16 protein-coding genes are annotated in these 21,481 nt (G+C 71.4%); 4 read left to right on the forward strand and 12 right to left on the reverse strand.

Annotated features, from left to right (window positions below; genetic code table 11):
• Positions 1 to 7: 7 nt before the first annotated feature.
• From WMF46_RS44470 to WMF46_RS44510, 9 genes are all read right to left on the reverse strand, one after another.
• Complete coding sequence (locus WMF46_RS44470; protein WP_437982767.1) at positions 8 to 1,066, reverse strand: FHA domain-containing protein; 1,059 nt, start codon at positions 1,064 to 1,066, stop codon at positions 8 to 10.
• A gap of 226 nt (positions 1,067 to 1,292) precedes the next feature.
• Entirely contained in the window at positions 1,293 to 1,931 is a 639-nt protein-coding gene (gene lepB, locus WMF46_RS44475; protein WP_437982768.1) for a signal peptidase I, read from the reverse strand.
• Positions 1,932 to 2,003: 72 nt separating this feature from the next.
• Entirely contained in the window at positions 2,004 to 2,885 is an 882-nt protein-coding gene (locus WMF46_RS44480; RefSeq protein WP_437982769.1) for a trypsin-like serine peptidase, read from the reverse strand.
• A gap of 275 nt (positions 2,886 to 3,160) precedes the next feature.
• Positions 3,161 to 3,778 carry a hypothetical protein gene (locus tag WMF46_RS44485; RefSeq protein ID WP_437982770.1) on the reverse strand — a complete coding sequence of 206 codons (618 nt, stop codon included), beginning with the start codon at positions 3,776 to 3,778 and terminating at the stop codon, positions 3,161 to 3,163.
• A 155-nt stretch (positions 3,779 to 3,933) separates the two neighbouring features.
• Positions 3,934 to 5,097, reverse strand: a complete 1,164-nt coding sequence (proB, locus tag WMF46_RS44490) for a glutamate 5-kinase (RefSeq protein ID WP_437547147.1) — start codon at positions 5,095 to 5,097, stop codon at positions 3,934 to 3,936.
• On the reverse strand, positions 5,090 to 5,743 hold the full coding sequence (locus WMF46_RS44495; protein WP_437713142.1) for a hypothetical protein: 654 nt from the start codon (positions 5,741 to 5,743) through the stop codon (positions 5,090 to 5,092). The genes proB and WMF46_RS44495 overlap by 8 nt, the downstream gene beginning before the upstream one ends.
• 30 nt (positions 5,744 to 5,773) lie before the next feature.
• The gene (locus tag WMF46_RS44500; protein ID WP_437982771.1) at positions 5,774 to 6,772 is read right to left on the reverse strand and encodes an ABC transporter ATP-binding protein; all 999 of its coding nucleotides are present in this window, start codon (positions 6,770 to 6,772) and stop codon (positions 5,774 to 5,776) included.
• Between the two features lie 4 nt (positions 6,773 to 6,776).
• Positions 6,777 to 9,485: a signal peptide peptidase SppA gene (sppA, locus tag WMF46_RS44505; RefSeq protein ID WP_437982772.1), complete on the reverse strand. Its 2,709-nt coding sequence runs from the start codon at positions 9,483 to 9,485 to the stop codon at positions 6,777 to 6,779.
• Positions 9,482 to 9,979 (reverse strand): DUF2505 domain-containing protein, encoded by a 498-nt coding sequence (locus WMF46_RS44510; protein ID WP_437982773.1) that lies wholly within the window; start codon positions 9,977 to 9,979, stop codon positions 9,482 to 9,484. The genes sppA and WMF46_RS44510 overlap by 4 nt, the downstream gene beginning before the upstream one ends.
• Before the next feature lie 672 nt (positions 9,980 to 10,651).
• On the opposite strand from WMF46_RS44510, the gene WMF46_RS44515 reads away from it, so the two are divergent.
• The 3 genes from WMF46_RS44515 (at position 10,652) to WMF46_RS44525 (ending at position 15,749) form a co-directional block, all read left to right on the forward strand.
• Entirely contained in the window at positions 10,652 to 13,312 is a 2,661-nt protein-coding gene (locus WMF46_RS44515) for a Kelch repeat-containing protein (RefSeq protein WP_437982774.1), read from the forward strand.
• A gap of 417 nt (positions 13,313 to 13,729) precedes the next feature.
• Complete coding sequence (locus WMF46_RS44520; RefSeq protein WP_437982775.1) at positions 13,730 to 14,764, forward strand: hypothetical protein; 1,035 nt, start codon at positions 13,730 to 13,732, stop codon at positions 14,762 to 14,764.
• Positions 14,765 to 15,026: 262 nt separating this feature from the next.
• Positions 15,027 to 15,749: an MBL fold metallo-hydrolase gene (locus tag WMF46_RS44525; RefSeq protein WP_437982776.1), complete on the forward strand. Its 723-nt coding sequence runs from the start codon at positions 15,027 to 15,029 to the stop codon at positions 15,747 to 15,749.
• 71 nt (positions 15,750 to 15,820) lie between these two features.
• Here the strand turns inward: WMF46_RS44525 and WMF46_RS44530 are convergent, their stop codons facing one another.
• On the reverse strand, positions 15,821 to 16,642 hold the full coding sequence (locus WMF46_RS44530) for an aldo/keto reductase (RefSeq protein ID WP_437982777.1): 822 nt from the start codon (positions 16,640 to 16,642) through the stop codon (positions 15,821 to 15,823).
• 546 nt (positions 16,643 to 17,188) lie between these two features.
• Between WMF46_RS44530 and WMF46_RS44535 the strand changes: the two genes are divergently transcribed.
• Positions 17,189 to 18,250: a hypothetical protein gene (locus WMF46_RS44535; protein ID WP_437982778.1), complete on the forward strand. Its 1,062-nt coding sequence runs from the start codon at positions 17,189 to 17,191 to the stop codon at positions 18,248 to 18,250.
• A gap of 28 nt (positions 18,251 to 18,278) precedes the next feature.
• On the opposite strand, the gene WMF46_RS44540 is transcribed toward WMF46_RS44535, so the two are convergent.
• Entirely contained in the window at positions 18,279 to 18,755 is a 477-nt protein-coding gene (locus WMF46_RS44540) for a glutathione peroxidase (protein WP_437982779.1), read from the reverse strand.
• 225 nt (positions 18,756 to 18,980) lie between these two features.
• Positions 18,981 to 20,222: a radical SAM protein gene (locus WMF46_RS44545; RefSeq protein ID WP_437982780.1), complete on the reverse strand. Its 1,242-nt coding sequence runs from the start codon at positions 20,220 to 20,222 to the stop codon at positions 18,981 to 18,983.
• Between the last annotated feature and the right edge of the window lie 1,259 nt (positions 20,223 to 21,481).

Below are 21,481 nucleotides of genomic sequence, written 5' to 3' on the forward strand. Positions count from 1 at the left end.
GGCCGCTCTAGTTCGTGTTGAGCTCGACGCGCAGGAGCTTGCGGCCGATGAAGAGGTAGTCGCCGTGAGCGAGCTCGCGCTCGCTCTTGATGCGCACGTAGGTCCCGTTGCGGCTGTTGAGATCGGTCAGCGTGAACTTGCCGTTGTGCTCCTCGAGGCGGCAGTGCGAGCCCGACATGTACAGGTCGACGGGGAAGTTCAGGTCGCCGCCCTCGCGCCCGATCTGCAGCGAGGTGCCGCGCGCGCAGACGGTCATGCCGACCGCGCCGCCCTGGAGCACCTGCGTCAGGCGGAACGGGCTCGGGTGCTTCGGCGAGGAGTAGAAGAAGGTCCCGTCCGGATCCTGGCCGTCGGAGGCGCGCGGCGTCGGATCGAGCCGGAAGAGCTGCTCGCCCGCGAGGAACGTGTCGCCCGGCGTGATGTCGATCGTGCCGCGCACGCGGATGTACACGCCGTTCAGCGAGCCCTCGTCGCGCACCACCAGCTTGCCGTCGCGGTAGAAGAAGTTCGCGTGCTTCGGCGAGACGAACGGGTCGTCCGGGAAGACGAGCTGCCCGTTGCGGCCGACGATGTGCTGCTCCGCCTTGAGGTGGAACGAGAGGCCGTCCATGCCCTCGCCGCGGATGAGGATCAGCTTCGCCTTCGCCGGGTTCTGCATGTCCCCGAAGAACAGCGTCTGCGCGTTGAGGATCTCGGGCGGGACCGCCGTTCCGCACCTCCCACAGAACTTGTGGCCCGAGGGGACACCGCTCGAGCAGGAACGGCAGACGTAGTTACGGGCTTGCTCCATCAGCTCCTCCTGGGAGAGTTCGGCGAAATCGCTCTTGGACGAGGTGGTCTTGGGGCCCCGGCCCTGACCGCGCGCGCTCGTCGGGTCGAGCCGGGCGCTCGCGCTGCCGGCCGCGGGCGTCGGGGAGCGCCGGGCCGGCGTGGTCGTCGAGCTCGCCCGGCGCGTCGTGAACAGGGCCAAGTCGTTCGCGCACTCAGGGCAACGCGCGGTGCCCATCGGGCTCCACAGGTCGCACTGGCCACAGACGATGCCAATCTCGTTCTGCTCGGTGTGCAAACGTCTCCTCGGTGCATTGGAGGACCGCGGATCGCGGTTCTCCGACCCGCGCCAGTGGAAGGCCGCCGTGGCGGACCTCCGACCGATGAAGCGAGCCAGGACGGGGAACCCGGGCCGCTGCTCGCGCGGGGTCCCTGACCCGGGTGGAGAGAAACACGGTTCTAGACGTCGATGAGCGGAGGGGTCAAGCTCGAGGTGACGCTGGCGGGCCGACGGCCGGCCCTGCTCAGCGCACGAAGGTGAAGCGGCGCCGGTCGTCGCTCCAGCCGGCGCCTCCCCAGAGCCGGAAGACGATCCGCTGGTTGCACGCGGCGCGCGGCTGCAGCCCGAAGTCGCGCGAGTCGTCGTGGTAGCTCCGGTTGTCGCTCAGCAGGAAGACCGTGTCGGGCCGCACCTCGACGTGGCGGCGGCGCTCGAGCGGGGGCCTGCGCCCCGTCGCCCGGGGGTGGAGGCCGGGGCCCATCATCACCATGTCGCACGAGAGCTGCACCGGGTTGCCCGTGGCCGGGTCGGTGATGCTCACCTTCGGCTCGGCGCACGCCGTCTCGGCGTCGTAGCTCTGCCCGTTCACGAGGAGGACGGCGTGGTCGACCTCGACCTTGTCGCCCGGCAAGCCCGCGATCCGGCCGACGATGTGGCTGCCGGGGGCCTCGGGATCCGGGCACCGCACCAGCTCGCCGAAGCCGGGCGTGCCCCGCGTCAGCACGACGACCGCGTCGCCCGGGGCGAGGCTCGGCGCGAGCGCGGCGCCGAGCATCGGGTCGTTCGGCACCACCCAGACGTCGAGGACGAGCGCGCGGAGCACGACGCCGAGCAACAGCAGGGTCCCCACGATCCAGAGCAGCCCGTTGAACAGCTTCCGCATGCCGCAGCGCAGCCTAGCGCAGCTCCGGCCGCGGGCGGCGGGCAAGCGAAGCTCGCCGACGCCGCCGCGCCGTCAACGCAGGCACCCCCGGTACGGCGGCAGCTCGCTCGGGCTCGCGCCCGCCGCGATCTCGCGGGCGGCGGAGAAGAGCTCGGGCCACACGTCGAGGCGGCTGAAATACGAGGTCCCGGTCGTGCGCTCGTCGCCGTCCATCACGCTCGACGAGATCACGCCGACGACGTCGCCCCCCCGATCGCTGCGCGCCGGCCCCCCCGAGTCGCCGGGGCAGATCGAGGCGGTCGCGACGAAGTCCCCGGGGCTCACGGCGTCGATCGTGCCGCCCAGCCGCGGCGCGAGGTGGATCGGATCGCGCGAGAGCGCGCAGCGGCCGAAGCCGTAGGGCGTCACCTGCTCCTTCGAGGCCGGCTCGGCCTCGATCCGCGGCGGGAGGGTCGGGATCCCGACGAGGCGCCGCGACAGCACGAGGATGGCGATGTCGCCCTCGCCCGACGTGTACCCGCAGTCCGGCGACACCACCGCGCGGACCTTCACGTCGCCCCACGGCAGGTGGTCGCCCCCGAGCTCGATCAAGATCGCCTCGGGATCCTGATCGCGGCGCAGCGTCCTGCCGTTGTCGTCCCGCGCCGCGACGCAGTGGTGCGCGGTGAGCACCAGGTCCTCGGTGATGAGCGTCCCCGTGCACGTCACGTCGGTGACGATCCGGACGATCGCGTCCTCGTTCGTCGCCAGCTCGAACGGCGGCCGCAGCTCGAACGGGCGCTGCTCCATGCCCGGCTTCGCCGCGGGGATCGGCAGCCCCGCGTTGGTGATCGGCCGCGCACAGCCCGCGGCGACGGTGAGGGCGAGCGCGGCCGCAACGGCGGCGCCGCGTCGGTACAACCCTGTCCATGCGGTCGCCAGGGCGCCCAGCGTGCGAGCTTGCGGCTGTTCCACCTGAGGGAGACCCTCCCAAGCGCAACCGGTTGTTCTCTCGGACAGCGCCCCCGGTACGAACGCGCCGAGCAAAGCCAAAGACTACGGCATAAGGCGGTGACCGTCATTCGACAACGACAGGGTTTCCAAGCTTGGATACGGCCTCGACGATCGCAGATCACGTTGCGCGTCTCGCCATCTCGCCGTCTAGCCGCCTCGCCGTCTCGTTTGTAGCTGCTCTGTACATTTACGCCTGCGCTTACGTTCGCGCGTGCGTCGATGTTCCCCGCGCCGCGCTAGCGCACCGCGACGAGGCGCACCTGGCTCGCGCTGCGCGAGTAGGCGTCGAGCGCGGCGCGGGCGGCGGCCGCGTCGACCTGCGGATCCTCGACGCCCGCGGCGACGAGCTGCTCGAGGAAGGCGCGCTGGTGCTCGGACTTCGCCGCGAGCCACGCGGGGCAGGCGCCTGCCGCGCAGGCCGCCGACGCCTGCTCGGACGCGGCGAGGGCGTCCTGGACGCGGCCTCGGCGGAGGAGCGCCCGCGCCGAGAGGAGCGCCGCCTCCGGGAGGGCGCGCACCTCGCCGGGCGCCGCGTCGAGGGCCGAGGAGGCGAGTCCGGGCTGATCGCGCTCCAGGTAGGCCGCGGCGAGCGCGGTGACGCTGGCCGGCGTCCTGCCCTCGGCGTAGCGGGCCTCGAGCGCCGCGAGCTCGTCGGCCCCCGCCGCGGCGCGCGACGGCAGGAGCTGCGACGCCCGGACGCTCGGCCCGAGCCCGATCGTCCAGACGACCCCCGCGAGAACCAAGCCGTTCGCGACGAACAACCCGAAGCGCATCACCCGACCTCCAGGAACCGGCAGGGACCCCCGGCCGTCGGCGGCGGCCGGCGGTGACGGGCAGTCGCGTGCGGTCAACATGCGGTAAACCCAAGCGACAGCGGGGCGGCGCGAAGGTTCCCGCGAAGCGCGAGCGGCGCGCAATCAGGGGTTGGCCCGATGTTGGCCCGATGGCTGGCCATGGGCCGGGTGGTCGGCGCACCTACGTACCTCCCCACCCGGCCGGGGCCGCGGGGCTACTCGCTCGGGAGCACCACCAGGTCGTCGCGGTGGACGACGACGTCGTCATCGCCGGCCTCCTCGCGCTTCTTCCGCGCGGTGCGCGCGGCGTCGCTCGCGGACATCCGCGCGAGCCCGCGCGCGATCTCGGCGCCGTCCGGGTCGACGACGGCCACGGCGTCGCCGGGGAGGAAGGTGCCGCGCACGCCGAGGACGCCGACGGCGAGGATGCTCCGGTTCTTCGAGCCGATCGCCTCGGCGGCGCCCCGGTCGACGAGGATGGCGCCGCGCGGGCGCAGCGTGTACGCGATCCAGTGCTTGCGCGCGCTGAGCCGCTGCGGGACGGCGGCGAAGAGGGTGCCGACGTCCTCGCCCGAGACGATGCGCGTGATGATGCCCGCCTCGCGGGCGGCGCCGATGACCACGTGCGAGCCCGCGAGCGTCGCGCGCCGGGCGGCCTCCACCTTGCTGGCCATGCCGCCGGTGCCGACGCCGGAGGTCGACGCGCCAGCGAGGTGCCGCGCCTCGCGGGCGACGCTGCGCACGAACGGCACCCGGCGCCCGTCGGCGTCGAGCAGGCCCTCGACGTCCGAGAGGAGGATGAGGAGATCGGCCTCGCAGAGCGGGGTCACCATCGCCGCGAGCTGGTCGTTGTCGCCGAACTTGATCTCCTCGACGGCGACGGCGTCGTTCTCGTTGATGATCGGGATGGCGCCCGCCTCGAGCAGCGCGGCCAGCGCGTTCCTTGCGTTGTTGGTGCGCGTGCGGTCCGCGAGGTCGGCGTGCGTGAGGAGCACCTGCGCGACGAGCAGGCCGACCTTGCCGAAGGCCTCCTCGTAGCGCTGCATCAGCACGCTCTGGCCGGCGGCGGCGGCGGCCTGGAGCCAGGCCATGTCCTTCGGGCGCGACTTCAGCCCGAGCTTCGCCACGCCGAGCGCGATGGCGCCGCTCGACACGATGACGAGGCTCCGGCCGGAGCGGCCGCGGAGCGCGGCCACCTCGGCGGCGAGCCGGTCCCAGGCGTCGCCGGAGAGGCTCTTCGAGCCGATCTTGACGATGATGCGGCGGCAGCGCCGGAGCGCGGCGCGCGCGGCCTGCGGATCGAGCTCCGGCGCGGCGTCGGCCGCGGCGCGGCCCGCGGCGCCGCCCTTCGTGGCGGTGCGGTCCTCGGTGTCAGTCATGGGGGATGCCGGCGGCGGCGATCTCGTCGAACGCCGCGTCGAGGCGGCGCTCGATGTACTCGGGGACGGAGGCGCCCGCGAGCAGGAAGGCGTCGATCCAGCGCGTGAACTCGTCGCGCAGGTCCTCCGTGCCGTTCGGCAGGACGGTGAAGCTCGCCTGGAGGGAGGGGGACAGCGCGCGGCGCACGGCGCGATCGACGGCGTCGCGGACCCAGCGCGCCTCCTCGGCGTGGACGCGCACGGCGGTGCTCCGGCGGAAGCGCGTGATGTAGCGGTCGAGGAGGTGGCCGAGGGCGTAGACCTCCAGGCCGCGCGCGGCCGCCGCGAGGGCCAGGGCCGGGTTGAGCCGCCGGAGGACCTCCTTCGTGACGAGCTGCGCGGCCTTGCGGAGCGGGGTCTGCTCCGAGCCGGGCTCGATGAGGAGCGCGCGCGCGTCGGTGGTGAGGCTGAGGCCGTGGCGGGCGACGGTGTCTTGCACGATGGCCCCGCGGATGCGCAGCAGCATCCGCGCGGGCAGCACCGGGACCGGGATCCACGAGGCGCCCACCGCGAAGGCGGTGAGCACGGCGAGTCGACCTCCGGGAGGCGGGCCGCCCGGGGTGACCTGAGCGGCGGTCGGCTTGTTCGCGGCGGGTTCGGATGACATCGCGCCCACGGTACTACGGCGGGCGGCAGGTCAGAAGAGGGGGGTGAGCTCGACGATCGCGGCGCGGCAGCGCGTCGCGGCGAGGACGACGTCGCGGGTGGTCGCGCCCTCGGGCAGCGCGGCGGCGAAGCGCACCGGCCCGCCCCGCAGCGCGATCCCCCGGGCGGCGAGCTCCTCGCGGAGGAGCTCCGCGTTGGTGCGGACGGTGAGGGCGTAGAGGCGGCTCCCGGCGGCGATCTCCGCGAACGTGCCCGAGAAGGCGAGCTCGCCGCCCGCGAGCACGAGGACGTCGGTGGCGCCGCGGACCAGGGCGCCCCGCGGGCCCTCGACGTCGAGCCGCGCGGCCGTGAGCAGCGCGCCGCGGCCCTCGGTGGCGCCCGCGAGCGCAGCCAGGACGAAGGCGGCCGCGGCGCCGTCGAGGCCGACGAGCGGATCCTCGGCGATCAGCACGTCGGGCGCGGTCACGATGGCCTGGGCGAGGACGAGCGCGCGGCGCTCGGGCAGCGCGAGCGCGCTCAGCGCGCGCTTCCGCGAGGCCGCGAGGCCGACCCGGGCCAGGGCGGGGGCCACCATCTCGGCCGCCGCGCGCGGCGAGGCCCCCGCGAGGCGCGCGCCCCAGCCGACGTAGGCGTCCGCTGTCCACGCGAGCGGCAGCGGCGGATCGAGCGGCGCCGCCCCGCTCGCCGCGCGGTGCGCGGAGCGCGCCACGTCGCGGCCCGCGACCTCGAGGCGCCCGGCGACGACGCGCGCCTCCCCGGGCGCCCCGCCGCGCGCGTCGTCCGCCGCGCCGGCCTGCGTCGGCCTCCGGAGGGCCGAGAACGGGACGCCGGTGAGCGCCGCGAAGAGCGCGCCCGCGTCGCCGGCGCAGAGCACGCGCTCGCCGCGCGTCGCCGCGGTGAGCGCGTCGATGGCGACGACGTCGTCCACGGCGATGCGCGCCGCGCGGGCGTGGAGCAGCGGCGGCGCGGCGGGCCCGGCCTGCTCCGCGGGCTCGGCGGTCGTGGGCGACGCGGGCTCGAGCTCCTCCATGGGCTCAGCGTTCCTTCGACGCAGGCGACGCCGGCGGCGCGGATCCTCCGGGCTCGTCCTCGCGGGCCGTCGTCGGGACGCCGAACGAGATCTCGCCGGCGAACTCGCTGCGCGCGAGCGGCCTGTCCGCGCCGAACACGAAGAACGGCGAGAGGGCGCGCGCCGCGTCGAGCATCACGGGCGGGATGGTCGCCCTCGCCAGCTCGCCCTGGGCCTGCGCCGAGAAGCCGACAAGGCTGAGGGCGTAGCCGAGGAGCGACGTGTCCTCCTCGGGGAGCGACTGGATGGGCGCGTCGTCGGGCAGCTGGCCCAGCCGGCGCGCCTCATCGATCGCCTGCCGGAGCCCGCCGAGGCGATCGATGAGCCGGCGATCGAGGGCCTGGGCGCCGGTCCACACCTGCCCGCGCCCGAGCGCGTCGACCTCCTCGGCCTTCATGTGGCGGTTCTCGACGATGCGGGCGACGAACCGATCGTAGAACTGCTTCACCTTGACGCCGAGCTGCTCGCGCTCGTCGTCGGTGTACGGCCTGTAGAGCGACTCGGCGTCGGCGCGGGGCGACGAGCGGAACGTCTCGATGCTGACGCCGAGCTTCTGCAGGAGCCCCGTGACGTCGGCCTTCCCGTAGAAGACGCCGATGGATCCGGTGATCGACGAGCGGCTCGCGAAGATCGGGGCGCCGGCGACGGATGCGTAGTAGCCGCCGCTCGCGGCCGACGAGCCCATCGAGACGATGAGCGGCTTCACGCGCGCGGTGAGGATCGCCTCGCGCAGGATGACGTCCGCCGCGAGCGTCGAGCCGCCGCCGGTCTCGACCCGGAGCACGACGGCGCGGACGCTGCGGTCTTCCCGCGCACGGCGCAGCGCGCCCGCGACGGTGTACGAGCCCGCGAGCTTGACGCCGACGAACGGGATCGACCGGCTCTCGCCGTCGATCATGTCGCCGTCGAGGTAGACGAGCGCGACCTTGGGCGAGCGGCCCCAGCGCTCGGGCGCCTCGTCGCCCGGGTCGTCGTCGACGACGCGGGAGGCGCGCCCCATCACCTCGTCGACGACGCGGCCGAGCTCGTCGTCGTAGGCGAGCTGGTCGACGAGGCCGCTCTGCCGCGCCTCCTGGGCGAGGAACGGCCCGCGCGCGATCCGCCGCTTGAGCTCCTCGACGGGGATGCGGCGCCCGGCGCTCACCTCGGCGAGGAAGGCGCCGCTCAGCTGATCGAGCAGCGCCTGGTGGTCGTCCTTGCCGACCTGGGTGCTGGTCTCGCGCGCGAACTGCTCGGCGGCGAGCTTGTGCGAGCCGATGCGGACGATGTCGGCCTGCACGCCGAGCTTCTTCAGGAGGCCGCCGAAGTAGAAGTAGCTCGACGACATGCCGGCGAAGCGCAGCCCGCCCGCGGGGTTCATGGCGATGGCGTCGGCGCTCGAGCACACGTGGAGCGAGCGCCCGCCGGCGTCCTCGAGGTGGCAGAGGACCTTCTTGCCGTGGCTCCTCAGGTTGCGGATCGCGTCGGAGACCTCCTCGGCGTGGGCGAGCGAGCTGGCGGGCTCCGCGCGGAGCACGAGCGCGACGCCGGAGACCTCCGGGTCCTCGGCGAGGCGCCAGAGCCGCTGGAGGAGCCGCGTGTGCCTGCGCACGCCCGGGGTCGAGTCGAGGCGGACGCGGACGACGCGCGCGGGCAGCTGGACGCCCCGCTCGGAGAAGCTGCGGAGCGCGACGCCGGCGTAGAAGCCGGTGCCGCTCTTCGTGATGGCGTTGCCGAAGACGCCGCCGGCGGAGACCTGCAGCTCGTCGACGTTGACGTCGAGGCCGGCCATGGCGGCGATCTTCGGGCCGCCGTCGGCCGTGAGGTCGCGCAGCGCCACGTCGCCCCGGAGCGTGCCCACGTAGGGCACGCGCAGGCCGAGGGTCGCCCGGGGCGTCCAGGTGCCGCTCTCGTCGGGGTCGCTGTTCTCGACGTAGGAGGTCTCGAGCCCGATCTCGAGCGCGCGCCTGCCGCCCGCGGGCCGCACGGCGACGCCGAAGTCGTAGCTGCGCTCGATGGCCTCGCGGAGGCGGTTCTCGGGGCGGTTCCAGTCGCGCGCGACGGCCGAGAGCGAGAGCCAGGTGGAGGGCCGGAGGGTGACGCCGCTCGTGAGCGAGAAGTACCCGTCGAGCGCGGGCGCGTCGGAGCTGCCCCAGCCGAGCGTCGTGCCGAAGGCGAAGGTGGGGCCTGTGTCGAGGGCGAGCCCCCAGCGGACCCAGCGCGACGGGCTGTCGAACGGCGCCGGCGCGGCGTCGGGCGGGTCGATGAAGTCGAACCGCAGGCCGGTCGACACGTACCAGAGCGGCACGCCGAGCGCGATCGAGTGGCCACGCGCGGGCAGCGGCGAGGCGGAGCCCGTGTGGACCCAGGTCCACCGGAGCTCGTGGCCCGGGAGGAAGGAGAGGTTCGCGGGGTTCACCGCGATGGCCGAGGTGTCGTCGCTGCTGGCGACGGGCTTGCCGGGATCGGGGAGCGGCTGCGAGGGGCCGTCGGCCGGCGCGGCGTGCGCGGCGGTCGCGCCCGCGAGCGCGCAGAGGCCCGCGCACAGGCCGAGCAGCGCGGCGGCGACGCCGGCGGAGCGAGCGGCGCTGGCCGGGCGAGCGGCGCTGGCGGGGTGCGTGATGCTGGCGAGCCGCCCCAGCCGGGCGGGGCGCGGGGAGCGGGCGGGGCTTTGGGGGCGGGGTAGGTTGTTCATGCGCGGAGGAGCTCCCTGAGCGTATCTGCTTCCGCGTCGTACGTCCGCTGGACCTCGGCGAGGGCGAGGCGCTCGACGAGCGGGCCGAGCAGGTTCAGCCGGATCTGGATGTCGCCATCGACCCGGCGGCGGGTGCGGCCCTGTGGCAGGCGCTCGAGCCGGTACGTCCCCGCCGAGCGGAAGTAGCTGCGCCATTGCTCCTTCGGGCTGACCTGCCACGTGGAGGCGTGGTCCGAGAGGCGGTACGTCGAGCGCTCCTCCCAGGACATGGCGTCCTTCGCCACGGGGTAGCTCCGGAAGATCGGCAGCGGCGCGCTCGCCTGAAAGCGCAGGACGCGGAGCAGCTCCCCGTCGCGGAGCGCGTGCTCGACGGTCACGACGCTCTCGAGGGAGGCGACCCGCGTGGCGAGCCGAGGCCCGAGGTCCGGCGAGAGCACGGCGAGCTCCACGGCGTCGAGCGGCGCGTCGAGCTCGTGCGAGATGGTGAAGTGCACGCGGCCTTGTAACACGCGGTGAATGCGGGTCGCGGGCAGGTCAGAGCGCGGCGGATGCGAGCACGAAAGTGTCGGGCGCCTGACGCGATGGAGGCTGCGAACGATCTGGCGAGAGGATCGGGCGCGGGCGTGGGAGGATCGTGCGCAGGCGTGGGAGGATCGGGCGCGGGAGGATCGGGCTGTGCGGGGGCCGGTTATGCTTCCAGGGCCGGTTCCGGGACGGTGACGGTTTACGGCCGGCGTCCTGCTGGATTACCTGGCCTCAAGTGACGTGAATCCGGGCGTGTCCTTCACGGTGCGTGTCAGGGACATGGGCTCCCTCCTGGTTGAGAGGTACCGGGGGATGGTCTCGTATCGAGAGTGTCTGTCAAGGAGCGCGCCGTGACGTCGAGCCGGTGCCCGGCGTGAATGCCGGCCGAGCGGACGCATCGAAGCAGCCGTATGCATTGCTTCGATGACCCCACGTCGGCCGTGCGACCGTCTGCATCTCCCACCGGCGGCCCGTCACGTGGCGGTGCGCGGCGCCCGCCCCGCTCCCGCGAGCCCGAGGCGCGCGCGCTGCGGCGGCCCTGCGCCGCGCCGGCTCACCGCCGCGGCGCGGGGCCCTGGACCGCGCTCCGGCTCTGCCTCGTGGCGTTCACCGCCGTGTTTTCCGCCGGTTGCGCGAGCGGCATGCAGGACGAGCTCGACCCCGCCGAGGCCGAGCTGCGCGCCCTCTTCCCGGAGCAGGCCGGGCTGGTGCTCGCCGCCGGCGGCGCCCTGGCGCGCGGCGAGCGCGGCTATTCCGTGACGGCGGCGCGCGGCGAGGCCGCGCGGGGCAGCGGGTCGTCGTCGCTGGGGCTCGTCGTCCACCTGCCCGAGCACGGGAGCGATGAGATCCGGATCGAGCTGCCGGACGGCTTTCGCGTGCGCGTGCGCGAGCGCAGGGGGCTCGGCGCCGGGCGGCTCGTGGGGACTCAGGAGATCGCCGGCGGGGATGCCGTCGCCTATGCGCATGAAGGTGGGTATTCCTTCTGGACGGCGGCGCACGGGGGATACGAAGAGTGGCTCCTCCTCCGGCCGGGCACCTTCCGGCCGGACGCGCCGGTCGCCGCGTGGTCCGTTCAGGGCGCGACGCTGCGGCGGCGCGGCGCGGCGATCGAGCTCGCCGACGAGGCCGGCGTCGCGCGCCTCGCCGTGACGGCGCCGTCGGCCTTCGCGCGCGGGGGCCGAAAGGTCTCGACGCGCCTCGACGCCGAGGGCTCGACGCTCTCGCTCTGGGTCGACGCCCCGCCCGAGGAGGCCGTACTCGTGGACCCGCTGTGGGTGGCGACCGGGAGGATGATCACGGCGCGCGCCGAGCACACGGCGACCTCGCTGGACGACGGCAGGGTCCTCATCGCGGGGGGGTTCCTGGGCTTGGACGAGGGGATCTTTTGCGATCCGAAGTACCCGACGACGCCGCTTGGCAGCGCGGAGATCTACGATCCCGCGACGGGCGCGTTCCTGGCGGCCGCGCCGATGGCTGCTGTGCGCGGCGGTCACACCGCGACACGCCTCGCGGACGGGAGGGTGCTGGTCATCGGCGGAGAGGCCGGGGGCCCGGGCGTCGAGATCTACGCTCCCGCGCTCGATGCATGGCTTCCGGCCTCGTCGCCGTCGATGACGAGGGCGAGCCACACGGCCACGCTGCTCGACGACGGGCGGGTCCTCCTCGCCGGCGGAGGGGCCGGGTCCACGGCGACGGAGAGCACCGAGATCTACGACCCGGCGACCGACGCGTGGGCCCCAGGACCCCCCATGCAGGGTGTCCGCGCCGGTCACCAGGCCACCCGGCTGCTCGATGGACGCGTGCTCGTCACGGGCGGCACGTCCGGGCCGGCCGCGGGCGCCGTCGAGATCTTCGACCCGCTGACGGCGACCTGGTCGGCTGCGGCGCCGCTCGACCGCATTCGCTGGCTGACGGCGACGCTGCTCCTCGACGGACGCGTGCTCGTCACGGGCCTCGCAGGCGCCGCCGAGGTCTACGATCCTGCTGCGGATGCGTGGACCGCGGCGCCGGGCAAGTGGGGCGACACGCCCGCGACGGGCTCGTGGGATGACGGGACCTACGTGGCCGGGCTCGGCGTGCTCGGCGAGGCGGCCGCGCGGCTCCCCGACGGCCAGGTCATGATCAGCGGAGGCATCGAGGAGATCTTCTACGCGTACCCCTGGGGAGGGACCAGCTGCAGTTTGCTCTATCTTTTGCACGCCCACGACACCTACGATCGAGTCCAGCTCTACGATCCGGTCACGGACGCGTGGTCGCCGGGCGGCAAGATCCCAACTGGGCGAGGCTATCACTCCGCCACGTCGCTCGATGACGGCGGAGTCCTCGTGGCGGGTGGGTACAGGGGGCTCTGGTCGCCGCGCGAGGGCGTCAGCACAGACAGCGCCGTCGTGTATGTCAGCGATGCCTTGACGAACGGCGCGCCCTGCTCGACCGCCACGCGATGCGCGACCGGGATCTGCGTGGACGGCGTGTGCTGCGCGTCGGCGTGCAGCAATGGTGAGTGCAGCGCCTGCTCCATCGCGGCGGGGGGCACGGTGGACGGGGTGTGCACGCCTGCCCACGGCGTCCCGTGTGACGACGGCGACGCGTGCACGCTCGGCGATTCCTGCGACGCTGGAGTGTGCGCCGGAGCTCCATCGAGCAGCGCGGAGTGCGGCGCTGGAGAGGGGGGTGCCGGCGGTGGCGAGGGCGGTGCCGGCGGTGGCGAGGGAGGCGCTAGCGCCAGCAATGGCGGCGCTAACGCTGGTGCAGGAGGCGCTGGCGAGGGAGGCGCCGGCGGTGGCGAGGGAGGTGCTGGCGCCGGCAATGGCGGCGCTGGTGCTGGAGCAGGAGGCGCTGGCGAGGGAGGCGCCGGCGGTGGTGAGGGAGGCGCTGGCGCCGGCAATGGCGGCGCTGGTGCTGGAGCAGGAGGCGCTGGCGCTGGAGGTGGTGGCGCTGGAGCAGGAGGCGCTGGCAACGGCGGCGCCGGCGGCGGCGAGGGAGGCGCCGGCGCTGGAGACACCGGCAATGGCGGCCCCGGCGCAGGAGGCGCTGGCGCCGGCAATGGTGGCGCCAACGCTGGCGCAGGAGGCGCTGATGCTGGCGAGGGGGGCGCCGGAACCGGCAACGGCGGAGCTGTCACGAGCGCGGGGAGCGCCGGCGCGAGCGACGTGAATCCCGCCACGACCCCGCCCTCCAGCAGCGGCTGCAGCGCGTCCGGCTCGGGCTCCAGCTGGCAGCCTGCCGCCGCCGGGCTCGCGCTGCTCCTCGGCGCGCGCCGCAGGCGGGCTCGCCGAGCGCCACCCCCTCGCGCCGCCGCATAGAAGCTCTCCACGAGGGGCTCGCTCCGCTCGTGCGCCCGGCATGATCGCCCGCCGGGCGCTTTTGCTCAGAACAACTCGATGTCATCGAGGTTCACGCCATCCTTGAACGTAGTGCACGCTGATTCCAGGAGGCGCTTCATGAAGACCAACTCGGGACGCACTGTTTTCCCTGCGGGTTCCCTCGTCGCGCTCGCGATGATTGCGGGCTGTGGCAAAGTCACGGTCGAACTGCCGGGCTCTGTCGATGTCGAACCGCCTGGCTCCGAGGATGTCGAGCCACCGAGTCCTGAAGACGTCGAGCCACCGGGTCCTGAAGATGTCGAGCCACCGGATCCTGAAGATGTCGACTCCTCGGGCTCTGTGAACAGCGAACCACCGGACCCTGTGGAGAGCGAGCCCGAGAGCTGCGTTGAAGGTATGGAGGTATCGTTCTTTGCGCCCTCGGGAATGGACGCCGACTGTCTTCTTCCGGTCGATGGGGAACGGCTCATCGCGGTTGGAGCACCAGCGAACGGGGGGGTCGCGGAGCTCGACGAGGCGGGCCACGTGGTGTGGAGCTCGATCCCCCTGCCCGGCGGATTTCTGAAGACCGGCGCCAAGACCGAGGACGGGGGCCTCATGGTCGCGGGCCAGGTGGGTGATCCGACGTCTCCGTCCCGCACGGGGTTGTGGCTCGGTCGGCTCGACGGAGCCGGTCAGCTGCTGGCGAGCCGGCAGCTCGGACCATCGGCCTTCAGCGCGCACGTCGACATCGATCTGCTCCGGCACCCGACCGGGGGATACGTGCTCTCCACCCACGACACCGAGGCCGAGGGCGCGGCGCCTCGACTGCGCCTGGTGCGGCTGGACGACGCTGGCGAGATCGTCCACGAACGGTTCATGTCGATCGCTCCCGGGTCCGCGATCACGCAGTCCTGGAGTCGGGGCGCGGCCGCGCTGCTGCCCGGAGGTGACGTGGTTCAGCTGACCGCGCACGCCGGTTACCTGCGCGTCGTCCGCAGCACCGAGCAGACGGCGCCGGTGTTCGACCGTGTGCTGGAGGAGGTCGGCGGAGCGTGGCCACAGGACATCGCGGCCCTCCCCGATGGCCGTATCGCGATCGCCGCGATCAGCGTCGGTAAGAGTCATGTCCTCCTGCTGGATGCCGAGGGAGCGGTGATCTGGGCCAGAACCTATCACCCTGAGCTCGACACCGAGCTTCACGCCATCTCGCACGATCCGAGCACGGGGCTCTTGCACCTCGGCGGGGCGACGCGCGGAACGGACGGAGGAACGCAGCGGATCTGGCTGCTCTCCGTCGACACCGGCGGGGAGCTGCGCTGGGAGTACGAAGGTGATGTCGGCACGCCGAGCCGGATCAATGGAATCACATCGCTCCCCGGCGGTGGGTTCGTGGCAGCTGGATTCCACGATTTCGTCTATGCGGTGGTCCGCCCGAAGACGTGTCCGTGAGCGGCGGCCGGGTCGACACATCGACAAATTGTCGAGAGAGCGCACCATCGGCGGAGCGTCGAACCTGGGACAGGGGCGCTCGCGGCGCGCATCGATCCGCGCCGCGAGGGGGCGCGGCGACCCGGCTCCGGTGCCTCGAATTGTTTCGCTTTTCTTTCCCCCTCCCGACAGTCAGGCTTTCCTGCGCTTGCAGCCGGCTCGCGGCGGCGCGATCGGTGGCAGGTGCGGAACGGCGCCTGGCGCGGCGTGAGAGGAGGAGCAGATGGCGGATTCGTCGATGGAGGCTCGGGTCACCGAGGTGGCTGATGGCATTTACCAGCTCCACACCCCGGTGGGGACTGGCAAGGCTGGGTTCTCGTTCAACCAGTACCTCCTGGTCGACGACGCGCCGCTGCTCTTCCACACCGGCTCGCGCCGCCTCTTCCCGGCGGTGCGCGCGGCGATAGCGCGGGTGATGCCGGTCGAGCGGCTGCGCTACGTGGCGTTCTCCCACTGCGAGTCGGACGAGTGCGGCGCCATGAACGAACTGCTCGATGCCGCGCCCCAGGCGGTGCCGGTGTGCGGGCGGATCGCCGCGATGGTCGACGCGGACATGTTCGACCGCGCGCCACGGGCGCTCCAGGAGGGCGAGGTCCTCGAGCTGGGCGAGCGCCGGGTGCGCTGGCTCGACGCGCCCCACCTGCCGCACGGCTGGGAGTGCGGCTACCTGTTCGAGGAGTCCACCGCCACGCTGCTCTGCGGCGATCTCTTCACGCAGCCCGGCGCCGACCACACCGCGCTCACGCGCGACGACATCCTCGCGCCGAGCGAGGCCATGCGCCGGTCGATGGATTACTATGCGCACGGCCGCGATGCGCCCCAGCTCCTCGAGAAGCTCGCCGCCACGTCCCCCCGCATGGTCGCCTGCATGCATGGCCGGGCGTACGAGGGGGACGGGGCCGCGCTGCTGCGCGAGCTCGCTCGCGCGCTCGCCCTCACGGCGTGAGCAGCGCTCGCCGGCGCGCGCCGATGCTCCCATGCGGCCTTCCGCTGAGCGCCTTTCGCTGACGGTGTGGATCAGGGGACGTCCGTCGGGTCCCAGCTTGCGCGGAAGCCGACATCGAGCCCGTCGAGCGTGCGCATCGTGTCGGCGTCGAGCGCGAAGTCGAAGATCGCGCCGTTCTCGGCGATACGCGCGGGGGTGACCGACTTCGGCAGAACGATCAAGCTGTGCTGCACGGCCCAGCGCAGCATCACTTGCGCTGGTGTGCGCCCGGCCTTTGTCGCCGCGGAGACGATGTCTCTGTGCCCGAGCTTCACGCCCTGCGTGAGCGGGCTGTACGCCTGCACGAGGATCCGGTGCTTTGCGCAGAACGCGCGCAGCTCGCCCTGCCCGAGGAACGGGCTGAGCTCGACCTGGTTGATCGCCGGCACCACCGCGCTCTCGCCGAGGAGCTCCTCGAGGTGCCGCACGGTGTAGTTGCTGACGCCGATCGACCTCGCGAGGCCTTGCTTCTGCGCGTCGACGAGCGCGCGCCAGGTGTCGCTGCGCTTGCCGGTGACGGGAAAGTGAATGAGCACGAGATCGTAGGCGTCGAGCGTGGCTTCCTTGAGCGAGCGCTCGAGCGAACGCAGCGTCGTGTCACGACCCTGGTTGAAATTCGCGATCTTCGTCGTGATGAACACCGCGTCGCGCGCGAGGCCGCTCTTGCGCAACGCGCTGCCGACGTCCGCCTCGTTGCCATAGTACTGGGCGGTGTCGACGTGGCGATAGCCGAGGCGCAGCGCCTCGAGGACGGCGCCCTCGGTCTCTCCGCCGGGCGCCGATTGATACACCCCGAGCCCGAGCTGCGGAATGTGGCGACCGTCGATCATCTGCAGGCGTGGTGATTCGATCATTGGCGGGCCCCCTGGTTTCGTTCATCGCTCGGCATGGCCGAGCGCGAGAGTGTGCTGGCGAAGTCGAGACGCTAGTGACGGTGAAGGCCGACGGCAAGAGCAAGAAAACTCCGTGGCGACGGTGCGACGGCCTCTATCCGTCGGATCACCTCCCCGTCACCGCAAGGCTGCGCCTTCAGCCCTGAATGCACAGCGTGTCCGGGGAGGTCGGGGCGAACCCGCGATGGGTGGACGACGCGAGTGCAGCGAGACCACATAAAATAAACACCGGCAGATCTGTTGAGCGATCCGATGCAACCGTCGCAGGCTGAATGGCAGAGCAAGTGGGTTGATCCCCTTCACGTGACGACGCGACGAGGATGACGAGCGAATGTCACATCCGCGGGGTATCCAGGGGCTCACGCGGCGCCTGGCTGCAAATCCCGGCCTCCTCGTCTCGACAGCCCAGCGCGGCAGTGCTACCCATCCCACGTGTCCGGCGCTGAGGGGGAGGACATGTCATTACATCATGGCCTGTCGCCGATGCACGCAGGAAAGGATCGCCGTATGCGCATCAATCGAATCCGAGGTCTGCGGGCGGCTCAGCTTGCGTTCGCGTCCGCGTCTGCGGGAGCAGCCTTCTGCTTCGCAGCATGCTCGGCCGACACGAGCCCCACGGCCGAAGACATGGGCGAGCAGGACCAGAATCTTGCAGCCTGTTCGTATGCGGTCACGACGAACGCGTACGAAGGAGCCCCGGAGTACTGGGGGACGATCAAGATCAAGAACACGGGCGCGAGCGCGCTGAAGAGGCCGACTGTCGCCTTCGACGTGCCGGGCGGTGTCACGTGCGATCATCACGAGCCGGGCTGGACCCACACACAAGCCGGCTCCCGATGCACCTATTCGAGGACATCGAACGTGTCCATCGCCCGCGGCGCGTCATTCACGCTCAATTTTTCCACGGACTCGGTGTCCTCGTTCACCCCGTCCCGAGTCGAGCTCCGCGACACCAGCTGCTCCAGCGGCGGTAGCACGACGGGCGGCGCCAGCACCACGGGCACGGGCGGCGGCAGCACGACGGGCGGCGGCAGCACGACAGGCACGGGCGGCGCCAGCACCACGGGCACGGGCGGTGGCAGCACCACGGGCGGCGCCAGCACCACGGGCACGGGCGGCAGCAGCACGACGGGTGGCGGCGGCACCACGGGGGGCGGCGGTAGCGGCGGCTCGGGCGTGGTGTGGCAGACGGCCAGCCTGACGGAATTCGAGTCTTACCCCGACCCCGGCAGCGAGGAGTGCATCGAGTACAACGGGTGCACGTGGGCCGGTCAGTTCGCGGCGCTCGACGGAAAGCAGCCGGAGAGCTGGGTCAGAGAGAACAACATCGCCGCGGTGCACTCGAAGGATTTCGAGAGGTACAAGCTCAAGACCCTGCGCCTTCGAAAGAATGGCAAGGAGATCGACGTCAAGGTATACGACATGTGCTCCGACTCCGATTGCAGCGGGTGCTGCACGCGGAACGCGCAGCCGTCGGGGTACCTGATCGATATCGAGAAATACACCGCTCAGCGGTTCGGGGTCTCGGCGTCTGGACAGGTCGAGTGGAGGTGCCTCGACTGCAATTGACGGCCGCCTCGTCAGGCCGGTGGCTCGGTCACCCGCCGAGCGCCTTGTCGATCGCCTGCGTGAGCTTCGGGTCGTCCGGCGCCACGGACGACTCGAACCGCGCGATCACCGACCCGTCCTTGCCGATCAGGAACTTGGTGAAGTTCCACTTCACCTCACCGGCAGGCGCGGCTTGCGTGAGGAAGGCATAGAGGGGGTGCTTGCTGCCCCCCTTGACCGGGATCTTCGAGAACATGGGAAAGCTGACGCCGAACTTCGTGGAGCAGAAGGCGGCGATCTCGGCGTCGGTCCCCGGCTCCTGCGCGCCGAAATCGTTCGACGGGAAGCCGAGGACGGCGAAGCCGCGATCCTTGAGCCGATCATGGAGCTCCTCGAGCCCCGCGTACTGCGGCGTGTAGCCGCATTCCGATGCGGTGTTCACCACGAGCAGCACCTTGCCTCGGTAGTCACCGAGGGAGCGGTCCTGTCCGTCGATGGTCTTCATGGTGAAGTCGTAGAGCGACATGGCCTTTCCTTCCTGAGCAGCGCCGGGCGTGTGCTCCGGCGAGGTGCGCTCGGCATCCCTCCCACAACCCGACACACAGGCGAGGGCGAGCGAGCTGATCAGGGCGAGTCCACACCGGAGCACGCGCGGCGAGCGTTCCATGGCGGTAGGGATAGACGCCCGTCCGGGCCGCGTCGAGCAGGAACGCGCTCCGCGTCAAGGCGACGCGGACGATCACGACGTCCGTCACGGGGACCTCGGGTGTGGCTGGTGTGGGGCGAACTCCTCCTTCGCGAAAGCGGCTGCGGCGTCGGCGGCGACTGGTCTCGCCACCGTCTGAACGGGGAGATGCAGCCGACCGTGCGCGCCGACCATCGCGGCCTCCCGGAGTCGCCGCTCGATGTGCTCGTGGAGCCCGCGCGCCACGACACAGACCTGGATGCCATCCTGGCGGGTCTCGCGACCGCTGGAGCGATCCTCGGCGATCGGATACCCGCTGCAGCTCCCGAAGTACTTGCACCGGGAGCAATTGAGCTCCATCCGCTCCTCGGCGGCGCGGCAGGATCGCTCCATGCGCTCCCCGGCCATGATGGCCGTGAGCGGGGTCGTGAAGAGGTTGCCGAGGCTGAAGGCGGGATCCCCGTAGGGGTCGCCGAGGCTGTAACACTCCCCATCCGTATTCACCAGAATTGTGGGAGTCCAGGCGCGCTTGTCGAAGTACCTCGGCGGTGCGCCAGCGAGGTGGTCGACAACCACCCGGATGGCCTCGTCGACAGGCTCCACCTGGAGGTGTCCGTCGCTCTGCAACCAGCGGTCTGCGACAGCGCAGAGGGCTCCCAGGATGTCACCGGTGTCGAGGTCGAAGTCGGCATTCTGCTCTGCAGTGGCGCCGTCGAACATCGGGAGCAGCCGAAAGGGAATACGGGATTGCTCGAAGAAGCGGCAGATCGTGTCTACATGCTTCACGTTGCGCCTCGAGAGCACCGTGATGCAGCTGAACGCGATCCTCTCACGGCGGAGTACGTCCATGTGCTCCAGGACGCGGTCCTGCTGATCGCGGCCAGCGATATTCACGCGCAGCCCCCCGAACACGTCGATGGAGACGCCTACGCTGTCGAAGCCGTCTCGCAGGAGGCGAAGGCGCGCGTCGTCGAGCACCGTGAGGTTGGTCTGGACGATGTTCGTCCTACCCAGCCCATCGCCGAGCACGGCCTCCTGATCAGAGAACGTGCTCCAGTAGAAGGCCGGATCGATCAGCAGCGGCTCTCCGCCATGCCAGATGAACCGGACGTCCGTGCGTCTCCCATCTCGCCCATCGATCGTCGTGTAGTAATCGCGGATGTGGCGGTAAACCTGTCGTAGTTGCTCGAGGCGCATCGACTCCTTGTTCCCGAGCTCCTCCATCTCGTAGCAGTACCTGCACCGCAGGTTGCAGAGCTTGGAGGTCTTCACGACGAACTGGACGAAGCGATCGGGCGGGCGTTCCATGATGGCGCGACGTGCTCCGAGGGCTCGAGGTGAGCCGCCTTCACGCCCCGGCACAAACCGAATTTCGGTCTGTCCGTGGGCTCTAGATTTACCCATTATATATTTTTGCGAGCAAGGTGGCGAAAGTGCCGTCGGAAGTGCTTTCCTGCCGATTGCTCGTGAGCCTTCTCGTTGGCTTTGAGCATTCTCTAAATGCGCATTCTCCAGACATCAGCCACGACGGCAGCTCGGGTGTTGGTGCATCCGAGATGGCTGCGATCCGGCCTGCTGCAGCGGATGAGACATTGACGGGTTCTGCAGCACTGACGCTCGCCGGAGGCACGGCTATGACGCTCGATACGGCGATTGACGCCGCGGTCAAGCGCGGAAGGTATCGGTATGCGTCGTGTTTCATGATTTTGTCGTTGGCTTTATTTCGCATTCACGCGAATCGCGCGATCGCCGTGGAGGCGTGCTCGCGAAGTGGCAGCCCGCGTGGAGGACCTGATCAAAGTCCGTGCCGGTTGCTCTCGCCCAGCGGTCTGCCGCGACGCTCGACGCCGGAGCGTGCCGCGCCGCCTGTTACGCAGGGCTGCCGGTCACCTGCCACCTACCGCAGAATCGGTATGCAAGCGGTCTCACGAAGGTGAAGGCGAGCGCGTGAGCCCACCCCGCACATGCACCCGCTTTGCTCGCCAGCGGCCAAGCTCGTCGGCCGGCGGCGGGACGGCACGGTCGCCCGGCCCAGCGGCAGTTCGAATTCGTCGCGCTGGAGTCGAGCCCGCACACTGGTTAGCAAGAAATACTCTTGTTCGGCTTTCGCCCGCTGGCAGAGAGGGCGTGGCGGGCAGCCGTGGAGAGCCTGACCCAGCGGTCGTCCTCCGCGCCCACCGCTTGTCCGTGTGATCCATGCCTTGTGGCGTCTGGGGAAGGACCATCGCCCTGGCGCAGCCTGCGGCGGCACCTTGACTCGCGGTACCGCGCTACCAGGCCCGTCCGGTACCATGCGCGGCGCTCTGTACCGTGCGCGGCGCTCCGTGGCGACCCGGTTCACGGGCGGTACCTCGACGTTGGACGGTGGGCCGGGATTACCCCATGAACGGCGCGGAAGAAAAGCTGAGCGCCCGAGCATCGGGCCGGCCACCTCATCGAGCTCATTCAGCGGGCTCGGCCGTTCGGATCGCCGCGTGGCTCGAGTGATGCGGACGTTGGTCCGACGCTGGCGCGCGACGACAGCGACCGGAGAGGCTGGAATGAACCGGGAACTTCTCGCTCCTAGG

Origin of the sequence: Sorangium sp. So ce117, assembly GCF_051524395.1 — a bacterium.
Lineage (GTDB): Bacteria > Myxococcota_A > Polyangia > Polyangiales > Polyangiaceae > Sorangium > Sorangium cellulosum_B.

What these genes read in the sequence shown, in the direction of transcription:
- lepB (WP_437982768.1), bottom strand. Translation starts at nt 1,931, where the DNA reads ATGCGGAAGCTGTTCAACGGGCTGCTCTGGATCGTGGGGACCCTGCTG.
- WMF46_RS44485 (WP_437982770.1), bottom strand. Translation starts at nt 3,778, where the DNA reads ATGTTGACCGCACGCGACTGCCCGTCACCGCCGGCCGCCGCCGACGGC.
- proB (WP_437547147.1), bottom strand. Translation starts at nt 5,097, where the DNA reads ATGACTGACACCGAGGACCGCACCGCCACGAAGGGCGGCGCCGCGGGC.
- WMF46_RS44495 (WP_437713142.1), bottom strand. Translation starts at nt 5,743, where the DNA reads ATGTCATCCGAACCCGCCGCGAACAAGCCGACCGCCGCTCAGGTCACC.
- WMF46_RS44500 (WP_437982771.1), bottom strand. Translation starts at nt 6,772, where the DNA reads ATGGAGGAGCTCGAGCCCGCGTCGCCCACGACCGCCGAGCCCGCGGAG.
- sppA (WP_437982772.1), bottom strand. Translation starts at nt 9,485, where the DNA reads ATGAACAACCTACCCCGCCCCCAAAGCCCCGCCCGCTCCCCGCGCCCC.
- WMF46_RS44515 (WP_437982774.1), top strand. Translation starts at nt 10,652, where the DNA reads ATGCAGGACGAGCTCGACCCCGCCGAGGCCGAGCTGCGCGCCCTCTTC.
- WMF46_RS44520 (WP_437982775.1), top strand. Translation starts at nt 13,730, where the DNA reads ATGGAGGTATCGTTCTTTGCGCCCTCGGGAATGGACGCCGACTGTCTT.
- WMF46_RS44525 (WP_437982776.1), top strand. Translation starts at nt 15,027, where the DNA reads ATGGCGGATTCGTCGATGGAGGCTCGGGTCACCGAGGTGGCTGATGGC.
- WMF46_RS44530 (WP_437982777.1), bottom strand. Translation starts at nt 16,642, where the DNA reads ATGATCGAATCACCACGCCTGCAGATGATCGACGGTCGCCACATTCCG.
- WMF46_RS44535 (WP_437982778.1), top strand. Translation starts at nt 17,189, where the DNA reads ATGCGCATCAATCGAATCCGAGGTCTGCGGGCGGCTCAGCTTGCGTTC.
- WMF46_RS44540 (WP_437982779.1), bottom strand. Translation starts at nt 18,755, where the DNA reads ATGTCGCTCTACGACTTCACCATGAAGACCATCGACGGACAGGACCGC.
- WMF46_RS44545 (WP_437982780.1), bottom strand. Translation starts at nt 20,222, where the DNA reads ATGGAACGCCCGCCCGATCGCTTCGTCCAGTTCGTCGTGAAGACCTCC.